Source organism: Pseudofrankia sp. EUN1h, assembly GCF_001854645.1.
Taxonomy (GTDB): domain Bacteria; phylum Actinomycetota; class Actinomycetes; order Frankiales; family Frankiaceae; genus Pseudofrankia; species Pseudofrankia saprophytica.
Genome location: NZ_MBLN01000042.1, coordinates 1 through 16,410 on the forward strand (window position 1 = coordinate 1; position 16,410 = coordinate 16,410).

The 16,410-nt window shown below is 73.0% G+C and carries 13 protein-coding genes; 10 read left to right on the plus strand and 3 right to left on the minus strand.

Translation table 11 applies throughout. The annotated features are described in order from the left end of the window. Window positions 1-48: 48 nt before the first annotated feature. Both BCD49_RS09235 and BCD49_RS09240 read right to left on the minus strand, forming a co-directional pair. The gene (locus BCD49_RS09235; RefSeq protein ID WP_007508209.1) at window positions 49-237 is read right to left on the minus strand and encodes a ferredoxin; all 189 of its coding nucleotides are present in this window, start codon (window positions 235-237) and stop codon (window positions 49-51) included. A 72-nt stretch (window positions 238-309) separates the two neighbouring features. Continuing rightward, window positions 310-1,125 carry an SDR family NAD(P)-dependent oxidoreductase gene (locus BCD49_RS09240; RefSeq protein ID WP_071041394.1) on the minus strand — a complete coding sequence of 272 codons (816 nt, stop codon included), beginning with the start codon at window positions 1,123-1,125 and terminating at the stop codon, window positions 310-312. A gap of 424 nt (window positions 1,126-1,549) precedes the next feature. Here BCD49_RS09240 and BCD49_RS09245 point away from each other — a divergent pair, with 424 nt between their 5' ends. The 5 genes from BCD49_RS09245 to BCD49_RS09265 all read left to right on the plus strand — a co-directional run bounded on the left by BCD49_RS09245 (window position 1,550) and on the right by BCD49_RS09265 (window position 9,614). Next, window positions 1,550-2,626: a Zn-dependent alcohol dehydrogenase gene (locus BCD49_RS09245; RefSeq protein WP_007508205.1), complete on the plus strand. Its 1,077-nt coding sequence runs from the start codon at window positions 1,550-1,552 to the stop codon at window positions 2,624-2,626. A gap of 169 nt (window positions 2,627-2,795) precedes the next feature. Then, window positions 2,796-4,046, plus strand: a complete 1,251-nt coding sequence (locus BCD49_RS09250; protein WP_007508203.1) for a metal-dependent hydrolase family protein — start codon at window positions 2,796-2,798, stop codon at window positions 4,044-4,046. Then, window positions 4,043-7,978: an indolepyruvate ferredoxin oxidoreductase family protein gene (locus BCD49_RS09255; RefSeq protein ID WP_007508201.1), complete on the plus strand. Its 3,936-nt coding sequence runs from the start codon at window positions 4,043-4,045 to the stop codon at window positions 7,976-7,978. Before BCD49_RS09250 ends, BCD49_RS09255 begins: the two co-directional genes overlap by 4 nt. Beyond that, entirely contained in the window at window positions 7,975-8,757 is a 783-nt protein-coding gene (locus BCD49_RS09260) for an EthD domain-containing protein (protein ID WP_007508199.1), read from the plus strand. Before BCD49_RS09255 ends, BCD49_RS09260 begins: the two co-directional genes overlap by 4 nt. Window positions 8,758-8,900: 143 nt before the next feature. Next, window positions 8,901-9,614 carry an ABC transporter ATP-binding protein gene (locus BCD49_RS09265; RefSeq protein ID WP_007508197.1) on the plus strand — a complete coding sequence of 238 codons (714 nt, stop codon included), beginning with the start codon at window positions 8,901-8,903 and terminating at the stop codon, window positions 9,612-9,614. Between the two features lie 269 nt (window positions 9,615-9,883). Here BCD49_RS09265 and BCD49_RS09270 read toward each other — a convergent pair whose 3' ends face one another. Beyond that, window positions 9,884-11,077 (minus strand): amidohydrolase family protein, encoded by a 1,194-nt coding sequence (locus BCD49_RS09270; protein WP_007508195.1) that lies wholly within the window; start codon window positions 11,075-11,077, stop codon window positions 9,884-9,886. 287 nt (window positions 11,078-11,364) lie between these two features. On the opposite strand from BCD49_RS09270, the gene BCD49_RS09275 reads away from it, so the two are divergent. The 5 genes from BCD49_RS09275 (at window position 11,365) to hsaB (ending at window position 16,401) form a co-directional block, all read left to right on the plus strand. Next, a complete protein-coding gene (locus BCD49_RS09275; RefSeq protein WP_071041395.1) occupies window positions 11,365-12,567 on the plus strand; it encodes a thiolase family protein in 1,203 nt (400 codons plus the stop codon). Window positions 12,568-12,664: 97 nt separating this feature from the next. After that, a complete protein-coding gene (locus tag BCD49_RS09280) occupies window positions 12,665-13,789 on the plus strand; it encodes a CaiB/BaiF CoA transferase family protein (RefSeq protein ID WP_007508192.1) in 1,125 nt (374 codons plus the stop codon). Between the two features lie 51 nt (window positions 13,790-13,840). Further along, complete coding sequence (locus BCD49_RS09285) at window positions 13,841-14,956, plus strand: LLM class flavin-dependent oxidoreductase (RefSeq protein WP_007508191.1); 1,116 nt, start codon at window positions 13,841-13,843, stop codon at window positions 14,954-14,956. A 12-nt stretch (window positions 14,957-14,968) separates the two neighbouring features. Next, window positions 14,969-15,859 carry an SDR family NAD(P)-dependent oxidoreductase gene (locus BCD49_RS09290; protein ID WP_007508189.1) on the plus strand — a complete coding sequence of 297 codons (891 nt, stop codon included), beginning with the start codon at window positions 14,969-14,971 and terminating at the stop codon, window positions 15,857-15,859. Beyond that, window positions 15,838-16,401, plus strand: a complete 564-nt coding sequence (gene hsaB, locus BCD49_RS09295) for a 3-hydroxy-9,10-secoandrosta-1,3,5(10)-triene-9,17-dione monooxygenase reductase subunit (RefSeq protein ID WP_007508187.1) — start codon at window positions 15,838-15,840, stop codon at window positions 16,399-16,401. Before BCD49_RS09290 ends, hsaB begins: the two co-directional genes overlap by 22 nt. Window positions 16,402-16,410 lie beyond the last annotated feature (9 nt).

Below are 16,410 nucleotides of genomic sequence, written 5' to 3' on the forward strand. Positions count from 1 at the left end.
AAAGGGCGCGCGACGATGGCGGAGCCTCGCGCGCCCGGAGGTGCACGGTCAGGTCAGCGTGATGGCGCGCTCGGGGCAGTTGTCGGCGGCCTCGCGGGCCTTGGCCTCGAACTGCGGCGCGACGTCCGGGATCGGGACGAAGCCGTGGCCCTCCTCGTCGAGCGAGAAGACCTCCGGGCAGATGTCCCAACAACGGGCGTGCCCCTGGCACAGGAGCGGGTCGACCTCGGCCTTCATCAGGAGGCCCTCCTTCGCTTCGTCGCGTTGTTCGCTCGTGACGTTCCCCGCCGGCCCGACCGGGACGCAGGGTCAGAACGTAGCGGAAACGGCCCACGGGCCGTCCGGGAAGGGCCGGCCGAGCAGGTCCATGCTGTAGACGATCCGGCCGGTGACGGCGCCCGCCGGGGTGGCGACCAGCGCGAGCGCGGCCTGGGCCATGGCCTCGTCGGGCTCCACCGGCGCGTTGTCGGGGGTGTGCGGAGCGACGACGGCGACGCCGGGCGTCAGCACCAGGCCGGCGGTACCGAGCGCGTTCACGCTGACGCCGGTGCCTTCCAGCTCGGCGGCGAGCCCGGTGCTGAGCCGGTCCAGCGCGCTCTTGCACATGCCGTAGGGGACGCAGCCGTCACGCGCCCAGTCCGGGTACGGCGGGCCGAGCGGGTGGCGGGCCTGCTTGGAGGTGATGTTCACGATCCAGCCCTGCCCGCGGTCGACCATTCCGGGGACCACGAGCTGGCAGAGCCGGAACGGCGTGTGCACCATCATCCGGAACATCAGCTCGTAGCGGCGCGGCGTGATGTCTAGCGCCGGCCCGTAGAAGTTGACGCCCGCGTTGTTCACCAGGATGTCGGCCGGGCCGAGCGCCTCCTCGGCGCGCGCCACGACCGTCTCGACGTCCGCCGGCGAGGTGAGGTCGGCCTGGATGGCCGCCGCCCGGCCGCCGTCGGCCCCGATCTTCTCGGCCAGCTCGGTGATCGAGCCGGGCAGTGCGGAGGTGCCGGGGTCGAGGGTGCGCGCGACGAGCGCGACCGCCGCTCCCTCGGCCGCGAAGCGCTCGGCGATGTGCGCGCCGATGCCGCGGCTGRCACCCGTGATGATGGCGACCCGCCCAGCCAACGAACCCACGTGGACCTCGCGATCGACTCGGCGGGCCGGCACGACCCGGCCAGGAGCTCACCGGCAGGGCCGGCGGGCCTCATGATAACAGAGCGCTCACATACTTACCGGGCTGGCGCACGGCCGCGCCCGCCGCGTGCGACCACCGTCATCGCTCTCGTAAAGATGGCTCCGGGCGGACGCGACCCGCGCTCGGGCCGCGCTGGCGGGCGTGCTTCGGGTTGTGGAGTGAGCGGTTACTGAGCTAGTGTCCAGCCACCGGCCGAGCGCGCCTGGCGTGCTGCCCGGCGGCAGCCGGCGGCGCGGCCCCGCGTCACCGGCAGCGCACGTCACCCGGCGTCGCATGTCAACGGCGGGGCACGTCAACGGCGGGACACCCGGGCAGGGCACCGCGGCGCGCCGCGCCGCCAGCACGGACAGGAGATGGGCCTCGATGAGGGTCGCCGTCGCGTACGAGCCTGGCAAGCCGCTCGTCCTCGAGGACCTGCCGGTCCCCGCGGTCGGCCCGCGCGACGTGCTCGTGCGCATCGCCGCCAGCGGCATCTGCCATACCGACCTCAACGTCATCGAGGGCCACTCGGCGTTGCGGCTGCCGATCGTCCCCGGCCACGAGGCCACCGGGACCGTCGAGGAGGTCGGCGCCGAGGTCCGCCGGGTCCGGCCGGGCGACCGCGTGCTCGCCTCCGTCTCCCCGGCCTGCGGCTCCTGCTGGTGGTGCCAGAACGGCATGACCAACCACTGCGAACGCGGCCCGCTCGTCCAGGCCGCGGTCCGGTTCGACCTCGCCGACGGCCGCACCGCGCGCGCGGTCTGCGGCTGCGGCTCGTTCGCCGAGGCGATGGTCGTCGACGAGGCGAGCGTCGTCGCGGTCGAGACGGACCTGCCGGACGAGCAGCTCGCCCTGCTCGGCTGCGGCGTGACCACCGGCGTCGGCGCCGCGCTGAACACCGCCCAGGTCGCCCCGGGGTCGACCGTCGCGGTGATCGGCTGTGGCGGCGTCGGGCAGTCCGTCATCCAGGGCGCCCGGATCGCCGGCGCGGCCGTGATCATCGGGATCGACCTGGCGGCGTCGCGACGTGACGCCGCGCTGCGCGCCGGCGCGACGCACACCGTCGACCCGACCGCCGCCGACCCGGTAGATCAGGTCAAGGCGCTCACGGGTGGGCGCGGCGCGGACTACAGTTTTGAGGTCGTTGGTTTCCCCAAGCTGATGGAGCAGGCGTTCGCGCTGGCCCGGATGGAGGGGACGGTGACGCTCGTCGGCATGCCCGCGATGGACGCGACGATCACCCTGCCCGCGATCGGGGCGGTGTTCTCCGGCAAGAAGCTGGTCGGCTCACCCGTCGGCGGCTCGCAGATCCTGCGCGACTTCCCGCGCTTCATCCGGCTCGCCGAGAGCGGCCGGCTCGATCTCGGGCAGATGGTCTCCCAGCGGATCAAGCTGGCGGAGATCAACGAGGGCATCCGGCTGACGGCTGGCGCCGAGGGCACGCGCACCGTCATCGTCTGAATGGCCAAAGGAGATGCGAAAACGATCTTCCTTCGCACCTCCGGCGGCTCCTGTCCTCGGAAGCACCCATGGGGGCGCGCCCCATGGCCCGCGAGCGGCCGGTGGCTGGCGGCTGGCGGCGGCCCGGACGGCACACCGGCCTGGCAGGCGGCCTGACAAGGAGGAGCGCATGACCGCGCGGACACTGATCAGGAACGCATCCGTGCTCGCCTGCACGGGCGACGCGAACGAACGGCCGTTCGACGGCGACATCCTCATCGAGGGCAACCGCGTCGAGCTGGTGACGCCCGGCCGCCTGGACCTGGACGCGGTGTCGGCCAGGGTCGTCGACGTGCGCGGGGCCACCGTCCTGCCCGGGCTCGGCGACGCGCACACCCACATCAGCTGGCCGCTCGACTTCGTCTTCGACCACGCCGGCGTCGCCGCCTCGCCGCCGGCGGAGCACACCCTGGACGTCGCCGCCGTCGTGCGCACCTTCCTGGAGAGCGGCTACACGCTCATCGTCAGCGCGAGCGTCCTGCAGCCACAGGACGACGTGGTCGCGCGGGACGCGATCGAGCGCGGCCTGATCCCCGGCCCGCGGATCGTGCCGGGCAACCTGCTGGTGACCTCCCCGGGGGCGATCAGCGACGGCACGCCGATGTCGGTGGTCGCGGCCGACGCCCGCGAGCTGCGCGAGATCGTCGCCCGGCAGTGCGACGCCGGTGCGCGGGCGATCAAGCTGTTCATCTCCGGCGACGGCATCGTGCCCGAGTTCCCGTCCGACGACGTCTACATGAACGACGAGATGCTCGAGGCCGCCGTCGACGAGGCGGCGAAGCACGGCGCCTTCATCACGGTGCACGCCCGCGGGTCCGCGAGCGTCGCCATGGCCGCGCGCACCGGCGTGCGGCTCATCCACCACGCCTGCTTCCTCGACGACGAGGCGGTGCGCGCCCTGGAGGCCCGCCGCGACGACGTCTGGGTCTGCCCGGGACTGCACTACCTGTACGCGGTGGTCAACGGCCACGCCGAGCCGTGGGGCCTGCTGCCGGAGAAGGTCGAGCGGTCCGGCTACCGCGACGAGCTGAAGGCCCAGATCGAGGGGTTACAGCGGCTGCGGGAGTCCGGGATCAGGATCGTCGCCGGTGGCGACTTCGGCCACCAGTGGACGAGGCACGGCACCTACGCCGCGGAGCTCGAGCGCTACGTCGACCAGGTCGGCATGACGCCCGCCGAGGCCGTCCACACCGCCACCCGGGTCATGGGCCCGCTCGTCGGCCTGGACACCGGCCAGATCCGCGAGGGATACCTGGCCGACCTGCTCGTCGTCGACGGCGACCCCACCGAGGACATCTCGGTCCTGCGCGACCCGGACCGCCGCCGGCTGGTCTTCAAGGACGGCGAGGTCGCCTACGTGAACCCCTTGGTGTACCTGTGAGCGGGGCCATCACCACGCAGGCCGGCGGCCCCGGCGCCGCCGGGCCCGGCCAGGCGGCACCGGCGCCGGTCGCCGCCGAGCCCGCGCTGCTGTCCGGCGTCGAGGCGCTCGCCCGGCTGCTGGTCGTGCGCGCCGAGCTGGACGCGCGCGCCGGCCTCACGACGGCGACCATGGTCTCCGGCTACCCCGGCTCGCCGCTCGGCACCTTCGACCTCACCATCGAGCGGTCCGCCGCCCTGCTCGCCGAGCACCGGGTGCGCCACCGCCCCGGCCTCAACGAGGAGCTCGCGGCCGCCACCGTCTGGGGCAGCCAGATGGGCGCCGGCCGGTCGCTGCTGGCCCCCCGCAGGGACGTGGCGGGCCCAGGGGAACCCCCCGCGGCCAGCGTCCCCGGCGATCTCGCCGCTGACGCCGCCGACGGGGGCACCGCAGCCGGGGGCGCCCTCGGCGGGGACGACGGCGCGATCGACGGCGTCGTGGGCGCCTGGTACGGCAAGACGCCAGGACTGGACCGCTGCGGCGACGTCCTCAAGCACGCCGGCGCGATGGGCACCGGCCCGAACGGCGGCGTCGTGATGTTCTGCGGCGACGACCCGTCGGCCAAGTCGTCCACCCTCGCCTGCGACAGCCAGTACACCTTCGAGGACGCCTGCGTCCCGGTGCTCGTCCCCGGCGACCAGCAGGACATCCTCGACCTCGGCGTGCACGCGTTCCGGATGTCGCGGTACAGCGGTGCCTGGACCGGCCTGAAGATCGTCACCTCCGTCGCGGACGGCATCGGCACCGTCGACGCGGGCGTGGACCGGCACACCCCGAGCGACCCGACCGGCCACGCGGTCGACGGCCAGCCGTGGCGGCACATCCCGTCGACGGCGGTCGGCCCGCACGCCGCGCCGGGYCAGGAGGAGCAGGTCATCGACCTGCGGCTGCGCGCCGCGGAGGCCTACGCCCGGCACAACCGGCTCGACCGCGTCGTCGGCGCCCCGGCCGGCGCCCGCCTCGGCGTCGTCTGCGCGGGCAAGACCTACTTCGACGTCGCCCAGGCGTTGACGGACCTCGGCGTCGGCGCGGACCGGCTCGCCGACGTCGGCATCCGGATGCTCCGGCTCGCCGTCACCTACCCGCTGGGGCGCGAGACCGTCCTCGAGTTCGCCCGCTCGGTCGACGAGATCGTCGTCATCGAGGAGAAGCGGCCGTTCGTCGAGACCCAGCTGCGCGCGATCCTGCACGAGGCCGGGCTCACGACCCGGGTCGCCGGCAAGCGCGCGACCTCCCAGATCGGCTCCGCCGATCCGGCAGGGACCCCGCGTGACGGCCGCCCGCTCGTCCCCATGGCCGGCGAACTGGACGCGTCCAAGGTCGCCGCCGTCCTGAAGAGGGTGCTGCCCGACCTCGCCGCCGCCAGGGTGGCCGCGGCGACGGCGAACGGCGCCTCGAACGGCGCCTCGAACGGCGCGCCGAACGGTTCGCCGAACCGGCGGCTGCTCCCGGTCGTCACGGCCTCGGCGCCGCGGCCCGTCATCACCCTGCCGCTCGTCGACCTGCCTGCCCGCCCGCCGGGCTTCTGCAGCGGCTGCCCGCACAACCGCTCGACGGTCTTCCCCGAGGGCGCGCTGGTCGGTGGCGGGGTCGGCTGCCACGGGATCATGTACTTCGAGGCCCGCCACCTGGGGATGAAGAGCCTCCCGCCGACGCCGATGGGCGCCGAGGGCGTGCCGTGGCTGGGGCTGTCGCCGTTCGTCGACGAGCCGCACCTCATCCAGAACCTCGGCGACGGGACGCTGTCGCACTCGGGCATCCTCGCGATCCGGGCGAGCGTCGCCGGCGGCGTCAACGTCACCTTCAAGATCCTCTACAACACTGCGGTCGCGATGACCGGCGGCCAGGACGTCGTCGGGCTCATGGACGTCCCGGCGATGACCAGGGCGCTGGAGGCCGAGGGCGTCAGCCGGGTCGTCGTCTGCGCCGAGGACCCGAAGCACTACGGCCGCCGCGCCCGGTTCGCCCCCGGCGTCCGGGTGCTCGGGCGCGACCACCTGGAGGAGGTCCAGGAGGAGCTGCGGTCCGTCCCCGGCGTGACGGTGGTCATCTACGACCAGCGCTGCGCCGCCGAGTCGCGCCGGCTGCGCAAGCGTGGCCTGCTGCCCGAGCCGCCGCGGCGTGTCGTCATCAACGAGGCGGTGTGCGAGGGCTGCGGCGACTGCTCGGTCAAGAGCAACTGTCTGTCCGTGCTGCCGCACCACACCGAGTTCGGCGAGAAGCGCCGCGTCGACGACCTGTCGTGCAACCGCGACTACACCTGCCTCGAGGGCGACTGCCCGTCGTTCGTCACGATCACGCCCCGCGAGCCGGGCCTGTTCGCCAGGCTGCGGCCCGGCCGGTCGGGGACCGGGTCGGCCGGCAAGAAGGCCGCCGAGCACGTCCGCCCCCACCTGCCGGCCGGCGGCCTCCCGGAGCCGGACGTCCAGCCCATCACGGAGAGCTTCGGCGTCTACTTCACCGGCGTCGGCGGCACCGGCGTCGTCACCGCCAACCGGGTGATCGCGTCGGCGGCGCAGGCCGCGGGGCTCGCGGTCGGCGGCCTCGACCAGACCGGCCTGTCGCAGAAGGCCGGCGCCGTCGTCTCCCACCTGCGGCTCTCGCCGAAGCGGGCCGGGGGCCTCGACGCGGCGGCGGGCGCGTCCACCGTGGGCGAAGGCGGGGCCGACCTGTACCTGTCCGGCGACATCCTGCAGGCCGCCGCGGCCAAGCACCTCGCGACGGTCCAGCCCGGCCGGACGGTCGCCGTCGTCGACGTGACCGTCACCCCCACGGCGGCGATGCTGCAGCGCGACATCGCCGCGCCCGATGAGGCGGTCATGCGTGCGGCGATCGCCGAGCGGGTCGGCGACGGCCGTGCCCTGTTCCTCGACAGCAAGCGGATCGCCGAGCAGGTGTTCGCCAACCAGCTGCTGGGCAACATCGTGCTGCTCGGCGCGGCCTACCAGCTCGGCGGGCTGCCGCTGCCGCTGGCCGACCTCGAGAAGGCGATGGGCCGCACCGGCAAGGCGGCGGCCGACAACCGGGAGGCCTTTGCCTGGGGCCGGTGGGTCGCACACGACCTCGCCGCCGTCGAGGCGGCGCTCGCAGCCACCGCCGGTACCGACGCCGGTGCCGGTGCCGGTGCCGGTGCCGTCGTCGCGACCGCGACCGCGAAGCCGAGCATCTTCGACCCGTCGCCCGGCGCGGTCGCGACCGCCGGCCGGCTCGTCGCCGAGGGCGACCTGCCGGCCGAGCTGCCCGACGACCTGCGCGCCCTGCTCGTCCGCCGCGCCGCCCAGGCCATCGACTACCAGGACGCCGCGCGGGCGACCCGCTTCCTCGGCCTGGTGGCCACCGCTGCCGGGCGAGACGCCGCCGACCACGGATGGGCGCTCACCCGGGCGGTGGCCGAGAGCTGGTTCAAGCTGCTGACCTACAAGGACGAGTACGAGGTCGCCCGCCTGCACCTGCTCGCCGACCATGCCCAGACCGCCGCCGACCTCGGCATCGACGGCCCGTACAAGGTGACCTACCACCTGCACCCGCCGTCGCTGCGGCGCATGGGGCTCAAGCACAAACTGCCCGCCGCGCGGCCGTGGGCGGTCATGTTCCACGGGCTGCGAACGATGCGCCGGCTGCGCGGCACCCCGTTCGACATCTTCGGCCTCGACCGGGACCGTCGCCTCGAGAGGGCGGTCATCAAGGAGTACGAGGCGCTGGTCACCGGGAACCTGACCGCGGGGCGGCCCTACGCGGATCTGGTCACTCTCGCCGAGTCCGCGCAGATGATCAAGGGCTACGAGTCGATCAAGGCGGCGGCCGTCGATCGCTGGCGCGCCCAGGTCGCCCAGCTCGCGCCGGCCGAGCCGGCCGAGCCGGCCGAGCAGGTCACCGTCGGCGGGAATGCATGATCAAGCTGTTCCGGTTCGCGCGCAGGGACCCGGCGCTGACCGCGCGGGTCTTCGAGACGGCCTGGTGGCGCGAGGCCACCCGGGCCGCCGAGGCGCCGCCGGAGGTCCGGCCGGTCCGGGTCGTCGTCGGCACCGTGCTACCGGGACTCAGCACTCCGGCCGGCGGCGGGCCCGGCGAGCCCGGCGAGGACGCGCCACGCCCTCGCTACGACGTCATGAGCGTGCTGTGGTTTCCCGACATCGCGGCCCTCGGCCGGTTCGAGTCCTCGCGCGCGACCCCGGACGTCACCGGCGACGGAGGCCGCGGCGCGGCGGGCGCCGCACCGGAACCTGCCACGCTGGTGACCCTTGTCGCCGAGGAGCGGGTCGCCCGCGGCGCCGACTGGTTCGAGCGGCACCTCGCCGCCGGCGGCGGAGCCTTCAAGCACCTGGCGCTGGCCCGGCGGACGGCCGGGCTCACCCGGGCCGAGTTCTCCGAGCGTTGGGCGGCCCACGGCGCCCAGGTCCGGGTCGTCGGCACCGCGACGACCACCGCCATCCCTGAGAGCGTGCGCGGCGACGCCTACGTGCAGAACCACCCGCTGGCCGCCGCCGACGACCCGGCCTACGACGCCGTCAACGAGGTCTACTTCGACGAGCTGGCCGGTCTGCGCGCGAGGGCGCGCTGGTTCCAGGAGAACCCGCTGGACGGCTCCGGAACAGACCTGTTCGGTCCGACGACGTTTCTCGCCGTCCGTGAGGACGTCCTGCTCGCCGGCGTGCCGGCGGGCGCCTCCTGACCTGACCCACGGGCGGCCGCCATCCGGGCCGACCGAGAACCATCGTCGCCGACCGGCGACACCAGCGCACAGGCCCCATCCATCGAGGAACCAGCGACCGGCGGACCAGGCGCACCGTCGGAATGAGACAGACGGAGGCGTTGATGACCCAGGACACGGCGGCGGCGTTAGAGGTGCGTGGGCTGACCGCGGGTTACGGGGCGCTCGCGGTGATCCACGACGTCACGTTCACGGTCGGCAAGGGCGAGATCGTCGGTCTGCTCGGCCGTAACGGCGCCGGGAAGACGACGACGCTGATGGCGATCGCCGGCTTCCTCGGAAAGTACACCGGCGAGGTGCTCGTCGAGGGCGTCCCGCTGACCGGTCCGTCCTACCGGCGCAGCCGCGGCCAGATCGGGATCATGGTCGAGGGTCGCAGCGTGTTCGGCACGCTGACGGTCCGCCAGAACCTGCAGATGGCGGGCGTCGACGTGGACGAGGCGGTCGAGCTCTTCCCCGAGCTGCGCCCGAAGCTGCCGCTGCGGGCCGGGGTGCTTTCCGGCGGTGAGCAGCAGATGCTGGCGCTCGCGCGCACCGTCGGGCGCCGCCCGTCCGTCCTGCTCATCGACGAGCTGTCGTTCGGCCTCGCGCCCGCCGTCAGCGAGCGCATCCTGGAACGGCTGCGCTCGGTGGCGACGGCGCTGTCCGCCGGCGTCGTCCTCGTCGAGCAGCACATCCACTTCGCCGCGAGTTTCGTCGACCGGGCTCTGATCATGAACGAGGGCCTGGCGCGCGCCGAGATCCCGGCCGCCGAGCTGATGGCCCGCGAGTCCGAGATCGAGCGCCTCTACCTCGGTGGCGTCGACGAGGCCGCCTGACGGCCATTACGCCGGTCCTGCTCACAGATCGTGTCCAGGCGTGTGCGGCTGAGCGGGCCCCTGGGGCGCCAAGCCCCCCAGGGTGGGGTGAAACCATCACCCCACCCCGGCCGGTCTCTCCAGTCCACCCAGCGGGAGTCTCGGACCGTGGCAGATGGCCTGGTCTATGGACACGCAGATCCGACACACTTCGATGCCGCGGTGCGGGAGCGTGTCGGACTAGCGCGCCTATGGGCGCGGTGATCCGACACGGTTGATGCGTTGGCGGGTCAGGACGCGGGCTGCCGGTCGGGGATGCGCAGGAGGCCGGCGGTGTTGGAGCGCAGGACCTTGCGGGTGATGAGCGGGTCCTGGCCGGCGAGGCTCGCCACGTAGTCGAGCGGCTCGCGCAGGCCCTCGGGGTGCGGGTAGTCGGAGCCGAAGAGCACCTGGTCCGGGCCGAGGACGCCGATCAGGTCGTCGACGTCGTCCTCTGGGAACGGGACGACCCACAGGTGCGAGGTGAGCGCCTCGCTGGGCCTCGCGGGCAGCGCGCCGCCGATCGTCGGGCCGCGCCGGCCGAGCGCCGCCGCCTTGTCGACGGTCTTGAGCAGCGGCTTCAGCCAGCTGCTGCCGTTCTCGATCGACAGGATCCTGATGTCGGGGTGCCGGCCGAACAGGTTGTGCAGCGTGAGCGCGGTGAGCGTGTCGACGATCGGCCGTTCGGTGTTGCACAGCGCCCACTGCAGCGGCGACTGYAGGTGCGACGGGTTGCCCGGGTCCTCCGACCAGTGGACCCCGTAGAGCTCGGCGTAGCCGCAGTTGGAGGTGTGGAACACGACCGGCACCCCCGCCTCGGCGCACGTCGCCCAGAACGGGTCGTTGACAGGGTGGGCCGGCGACCGGCCGCCGACCGGCCCGGGGCGCAGGTGGACGAGGCGGGCTCCGGCGTCGAGGACGCGGCGCAGTTCCACCATCGCGTGGTCGATGTCGAGCAGGGACAGCAGGGGTACGGCGAAGATGCGTTCCCGGGTCGCGTAGCCCCAGTCGTCCTCGAGCCAGCGGTTGAAGGCTCGCAGGCTGGCGTAGGTGAGCTCCACGTCGTGGGCCAGGTCCTGCTCGACGGCGACGCCCAGGGTCGGCAGCAGGATGGTCGCCTGCACGCCCTGCGAGTCCATCAGCGTTAGCCGGTCGGCCGGCGTGGTGAACGCCGGGTAGTCCTTGGCGTTGATGACGTCGCGGTGGCTGAAGCCGTCGGAGACCCCGCCAACGAACAGGCCCTGCAGCGCGCCGGGGGCCGACGCGTAGTCGCCCGGCATCACGCTCATGAAGGTGCGCCGGTCACCGACGAAGACCCGGCCGAGGCCGTCCTCACCGCGCCTCACCCGGATGGTGGCGTCGCGGTACCTGGCCTCGATGTGGCGCGAGAAGCAGTCGTCGGGCTCGTAGTAGTGCCCGTCCGCGTCGATCAGAGCGTAGTCCACGGCGCCCACCGCCTCCGCAGCTATAGTAAGTGAGTGTTCATTTACTATAGCTGCGGCGACTGCGGGTCAAGCCTCCCGGTGGCCTGGTGGAACGGATCACATTCACCAGCGGGCGGATCGATCGCCCGATGGGTGCCGCTCGTCCGGTTGCGCGGTTTCGTCCGGCAACTTATTGTGAGTGAGCATATACTTTGTGACTGAAGATCGCGGCGGGCCGCCGGGCTGACCGGCGGGTCCAGCTGGCCTGTCCGGCACCAGCCTGTCCGACATCAGGAGGAGCGAGCCCAGTGGATGAGGCGGTCATTGTCTCGACGGCGCGGACGGCGATCGGGACGGCGTTCAAGGGCACGCTCACCGAGATGAGCGCGTTCGAGCTCGGCACCAAGGCGGTGGCCGAGGCGCTCGGGCGGTCGGGGATCGACCCGTCGCTCGTCGACGACGTGGTACTCGGCGAGTCGCTGTACGGCGGGGGAGACCTCGCCCGGTACGCGGCGGTCAACGCCGGCATCGCGCAGGTGCCGGGCGTCGCCCACAACCGGCACTGCGCGTCCGGGCTCGCCGCCGTGCAGAGCGCGGCGGCGTCGATCCGGTCGGGGATGGACCGTGTGGTCATCGCCGGCGGGGTRCAGTCGGCCTCGACGAAGCCGGGCTCCCGCTGGCGGATCCCGGGCACCGACGACTGGGACGAGGACTGGCTCGCGTACAGCCACCCCGAGACCCCGGACGCGCCGTGCCGGGACATGTCGATCACAGTGGGCTGGAACGCCGCGGTGCAGGCGAAGCTCACCCGGCAGGAGATGGACGCCTGGGCGCTGCGGTCGCACCAGCGCGCGGTCGCCGCCATCGACGCCGGCAGCTTCGCCGAGGAGATCTTCCCGATCGACGTGCCGCGGCGCGACGGCACCACCGTGACGTTCGCCGTGGACGAGCACCCGCGGCGGAACACCTCACTGGAGCGGCTCGCGGCGCTGAAGCCGATCCATCCGGAGATCGACGGCTTCAGCATCACGGCCGGCAACGCGTCCGGCGTCAACGACGGCGCCGCCGCGATGGTGCTCGCCGAGCGCCGGTTCGCCGAGCAGCACGGCCTCGAGCCGCTGGCTGTCATCCGCGCGTGGGCGTCCGTGGGCGTGCCGCCGGCCGACACGGGCCTCGCGCCGACGCTCGCCATCCCGAAGGCGCTGAAGCGGGCCGGGCTCACGATCGACGACATCGCGCTGTGGGAGATCAACGAGGCGTTCGCCTCGGTCGCCGTGGCCACCACCCGCATCCTCGGGCTCGACGACACCCTGGTGAACGTCGCCGGCAGTGGCTGCAGCCTCGGCCACCCGGTCGCCATGAGCGGCTCCCGGATGATCATCACGATGGTGCACGAGCTGCGCCGGCGCGGCGGCGGCACCGGCGTGGCCGCCATGTGCGCCGGCGGGGGCATGGYCACCGCCGTCGTCTTCGACGTCCCCGCTCCCGTCACCGTCACCGTCACCGCCTGAGGTCGTATCCGCCGTGCCTTGAGGGATCCGGCGGACGGTGGGCGCGCTCACCTGACAACTGCTGGAGTGAACGCACGCTTATCAGGGACAATGGAGTATGACTGGCGCGCTCAGGGGTTTCCGGGTCGTCGAGCTGGCCGGCATCGGGCCCGGGCCGTTCGCGGCCATGATGCTGTCCGACATGGGCGCCGAGGTGCTCCGCGTCGACCGGGCCGACGCCGTCGGTACCGAGGCGCCGCTGTGGGACGTGAACGCCCGCGGCCGCCGCTCGGTGGGCATCGACCTGAAACACCCCGACGGGCGGGAGGCCGTGCTCCGCCTGGTCGAGCGGGCCGACGTGCTCATCGAGGGGTTCCGACCGGGGGTCACCGAGCGGCTCGGGCTCGGGCCGGACGACTGCCTGGCCCGGCAGCCGCGGCTCGTCTACGGGCGGATGACCGGCTGGGGGCAGGAGGGGCCGTACGCGCAGGCGCCTGGCCGTGACATCAACTATGTCGCCCTCGCCGGCACCCTGGGCATGATCGGTCCCGCTGGCGCGCCGCCGGTGCCGCCGCTCAACGTCGTGGGCGACTTCGGCGGGGGCGGCCTGCTGCTCGCCTTCGGCATCGTGTGTGCCCTGCTCGAAGCGGGCGGCTCCGGCCGGGGCCAGGTGGTCGACGCCGCGATGGTCGACGGCGCGGCCCTCCTGGCCGGGATGATCCATGGGCTGCGGGCGGCCGGCGACTGGGGCGAGCGGGGCACCAACCTCCTCGACGGCGGTGCCTGGTTCTACGACGCCTACGAGACGGCCGACGGCCGGTACGTCTCGGTCGGCGCGATCGACCCGCGAGCCCGCCGGCAGCTCGCCGAGCTGACCGGGGTCGATCCCGGTCCAAAGGACGACCGCTCGTCGTGGCCGGCCACGAAGGCCCGGCTGGCGGCGGTGATCCGGACCAGGACCCGGGACGAGTGGTGCGCCGTGCTCGAGGGCACCGACGCCTGCTTCGCCCCGGTCCTCGATCCGGACGAGGCCCCGGCCCACCCGCACAACCGCCACCGCGCGACCTTCACCGAGGTCGGCGGGGTGGTCCAGCCGGCTCCGGCTCCCCGTTTCAGCCGGACCCCGCCGGCGGTCGCCGGCCCGCCCCCCGCCCCCGGGCAGCACACCGAGGAAGCCTTGGCCGACTGGGGGTTCTCGGTCGAGGAAGTGGCTCGTCTGCGGACGGCTGTCGCCGTCCGGTAACCCGCTGCGAGGGCTAGCGCCTGATCGGCCTACCGTATAAAGTGAGCGCTCATGCACATAGGACTTGGCCTTCAGTTCGCGGCTCTTGATCGCGACGTGGCTGACGCGGACGTGTACCGGACGGAGCTGGGCCTCGCGTCCCGCGCCGAAGAGGTCGGTTTCGACTCGGTCTGGCTGTCCGAGCACCATTTCTCCGACTACCAGCTCACCTCGCAGCAGTCGATGGTGCTGGCCTGGTTGGCCGGTCAGACCAGCCGAGTGAAGCTCGGCACGATGGTCACCGTCCTGCCGTGGAACGACCCGGTGCGGGTGGCGGAGAAGTTCTCGGTGCTCGACCACCTTTCCGGCGGACGGGCCATCCTCGGCCTCGGGCGCGGCCTCGGGCAGAAGGAGTTCGTCGGCTTCCGGGTCCCGATGGGCGAGTCCCGCCGTCGGTTCAAGGAGTACAGCGCCGCGCTCCTCACCGCCCTGGAGACCGGCGTGATGGAGTACGACGGCGAGCTCTACCAGCAGCCGCGGGTCGAGATCCGGCCACGGCCCCTGGCCAGCTTCAAGGGCCGCACGTTCGCCTCGGCGGTGTCGCCGGAGTCGATGGAGATCATGGCCGGGATGGGCGTCGGGCTGATGGTCATCGCCCAGAAGCCCTGGCCCACCGCCATCGAAGAGCTCAAGAAGTACCGCGAGCGCTACTTCGAGCTGAACGGCCATGAGGCTCCGAAGCCGGTCCTCGTGATCGTGGCCGGCGTGAGCGACAAGCAGGCCCAGGTCGACAAGATCCGCGACGTGTACCTCCAGCGCTGGGCCCGCTCGACGGTCGAGCACTACGAGTTCGACAACGTCGGCTTCGCCCAGATCGAGGGCTACGAGTACTACGCCGGCCTGGCCGCCAACATCCAGAAGCACGGGCTGGAGAGGTTCAACGGCTTCCTCGCCGACCTCCAGGTCTGGGGCAAGCCGGCGGAGGTCACGGACAAGCTGCTCGAGTACGCGACCATGACCGACGCCGGCGGCGTCGTCGTGCCGATGTGCTTCGGCGGCATGCCGGCCCAGGAGGCTCAGGACAGCTTCGAGCTGTTCGCCTCCGAGGTGCTTCCCGAGCTGCGGCGCCACGACGTCGGCGGTGACATCGGCGTGACCTACGACGCCGCGCCGACGGCCGTCTCCTGAGAGCGCGCCGTCATGGGTCTGTGTGACGGACGGGTGTGCCTCGTCACCGGTGCCGGCCGGGGGATCGGCCGGGCCTACGTCGAGGCACTCACCGCCGAGGGTGCGCTGGTGGTGGTCAACGACGTCGCCGCCGACGCGGTCGCCGACGTCGTCGCCGCGGTGCGGGCAGCGGGTGGCGCGGCCGTCGGGCACGTCGGTGACGTGTCCACGGCGGCCGGCGCCGACGCCCTGATCGCGACCGCCACCGACACCTGGGGCGGCCTCGACGCCGTCGTGAACAACGCCGGCATCGCCCGCGACAAGATGCTGGTGAACATGTCCGAGGACGACTGGGACGACGTGCTGCGCGTGCACCTCAAGAGCACGTTCCTCGTCACCCAGCGGGCCGCCCGCCACTGGCGGGAGCGGTCGAAGGCGGGCGACGCCGTCGACGCCCGCGTCATCAACACGGTCTCGTCGGTGGGCCTGTACGGCCACGTCGGCCAGGCCAACTACGCCGCCGCCAAGGGCGCGATCGCCTCGTTCACCCTCGTCGCGGCCATGGAGCTCGCCCGCTACGGGGCGACCGTCAACGCCGTGTGCCCCACGGCGCTGACGCCGATGACGGAGGCGGTGGGCCTGGGCGAGAGCGAAGCCGCCCGCGAGGGCCGGTTCGACCCGCGGTGGGTGGCCGCGGCGCTGGTGTGGCTCGCGTCGCCGCTCGCGGCCGACGTCACCGGCCGGGTGATCGTGGCCTCGGGCGTGCGCCTCGCGATCGCCGAGGGCTGGCACCGCGGGCCCACGGGCACCCCGGTCGACGATCCCGCCGCCGTCGACGCCGTCATCCGCCCGCTCCTCGCCGCCGCCGCCCCGAACGCCGACGTCCAAGGAGACATCCCACGATGGTCGAGCGCACTCTCCTGACGCACGACGCCGAGGCCGACGACGTCGATCCGGCCACCTTCCGCAGGGTGCTCGGCCACTTCTGCACCGGAGTAACGATCATCACGAGCCTGGACGACGACGGGACTCCGGCCGGGCTCGCCTGCCAGTCCTTCACCTCGCTGTCCCTGGACCCGCCCCTGGTGCTGATCTGCCCGGGCCGTAGCTCGACGAGCTGGCCGCGCATCGAGCGGACCGGACGGTTCACCGTCAACGTCTTGGCCGAGGACCAGCAGGACGTGTCGGTGGCCTTCGGCTCCCGGACCGCGGCCAAGTTCGACGCGGTCCCCTGGCACACCACCGATCGCGGCGCGGTCGTGCTGGACGACGTCCTCGCGTGGGTCCACTGCGACATCGACGCCACGTACGACGGTGGCGACCACCAGATCGTCGTCGGCGCGGTCCGCCAGATGCACATCCTGCGAGACCACGGACCGCTGCTGTTCTTCCGCGGCGACTACGGCCTGCCGACCCTGCCCACCCAGAAGGCCAGCTCGAACGGGGCGGCGACCCGGGCCGACTAGGGTGGACCG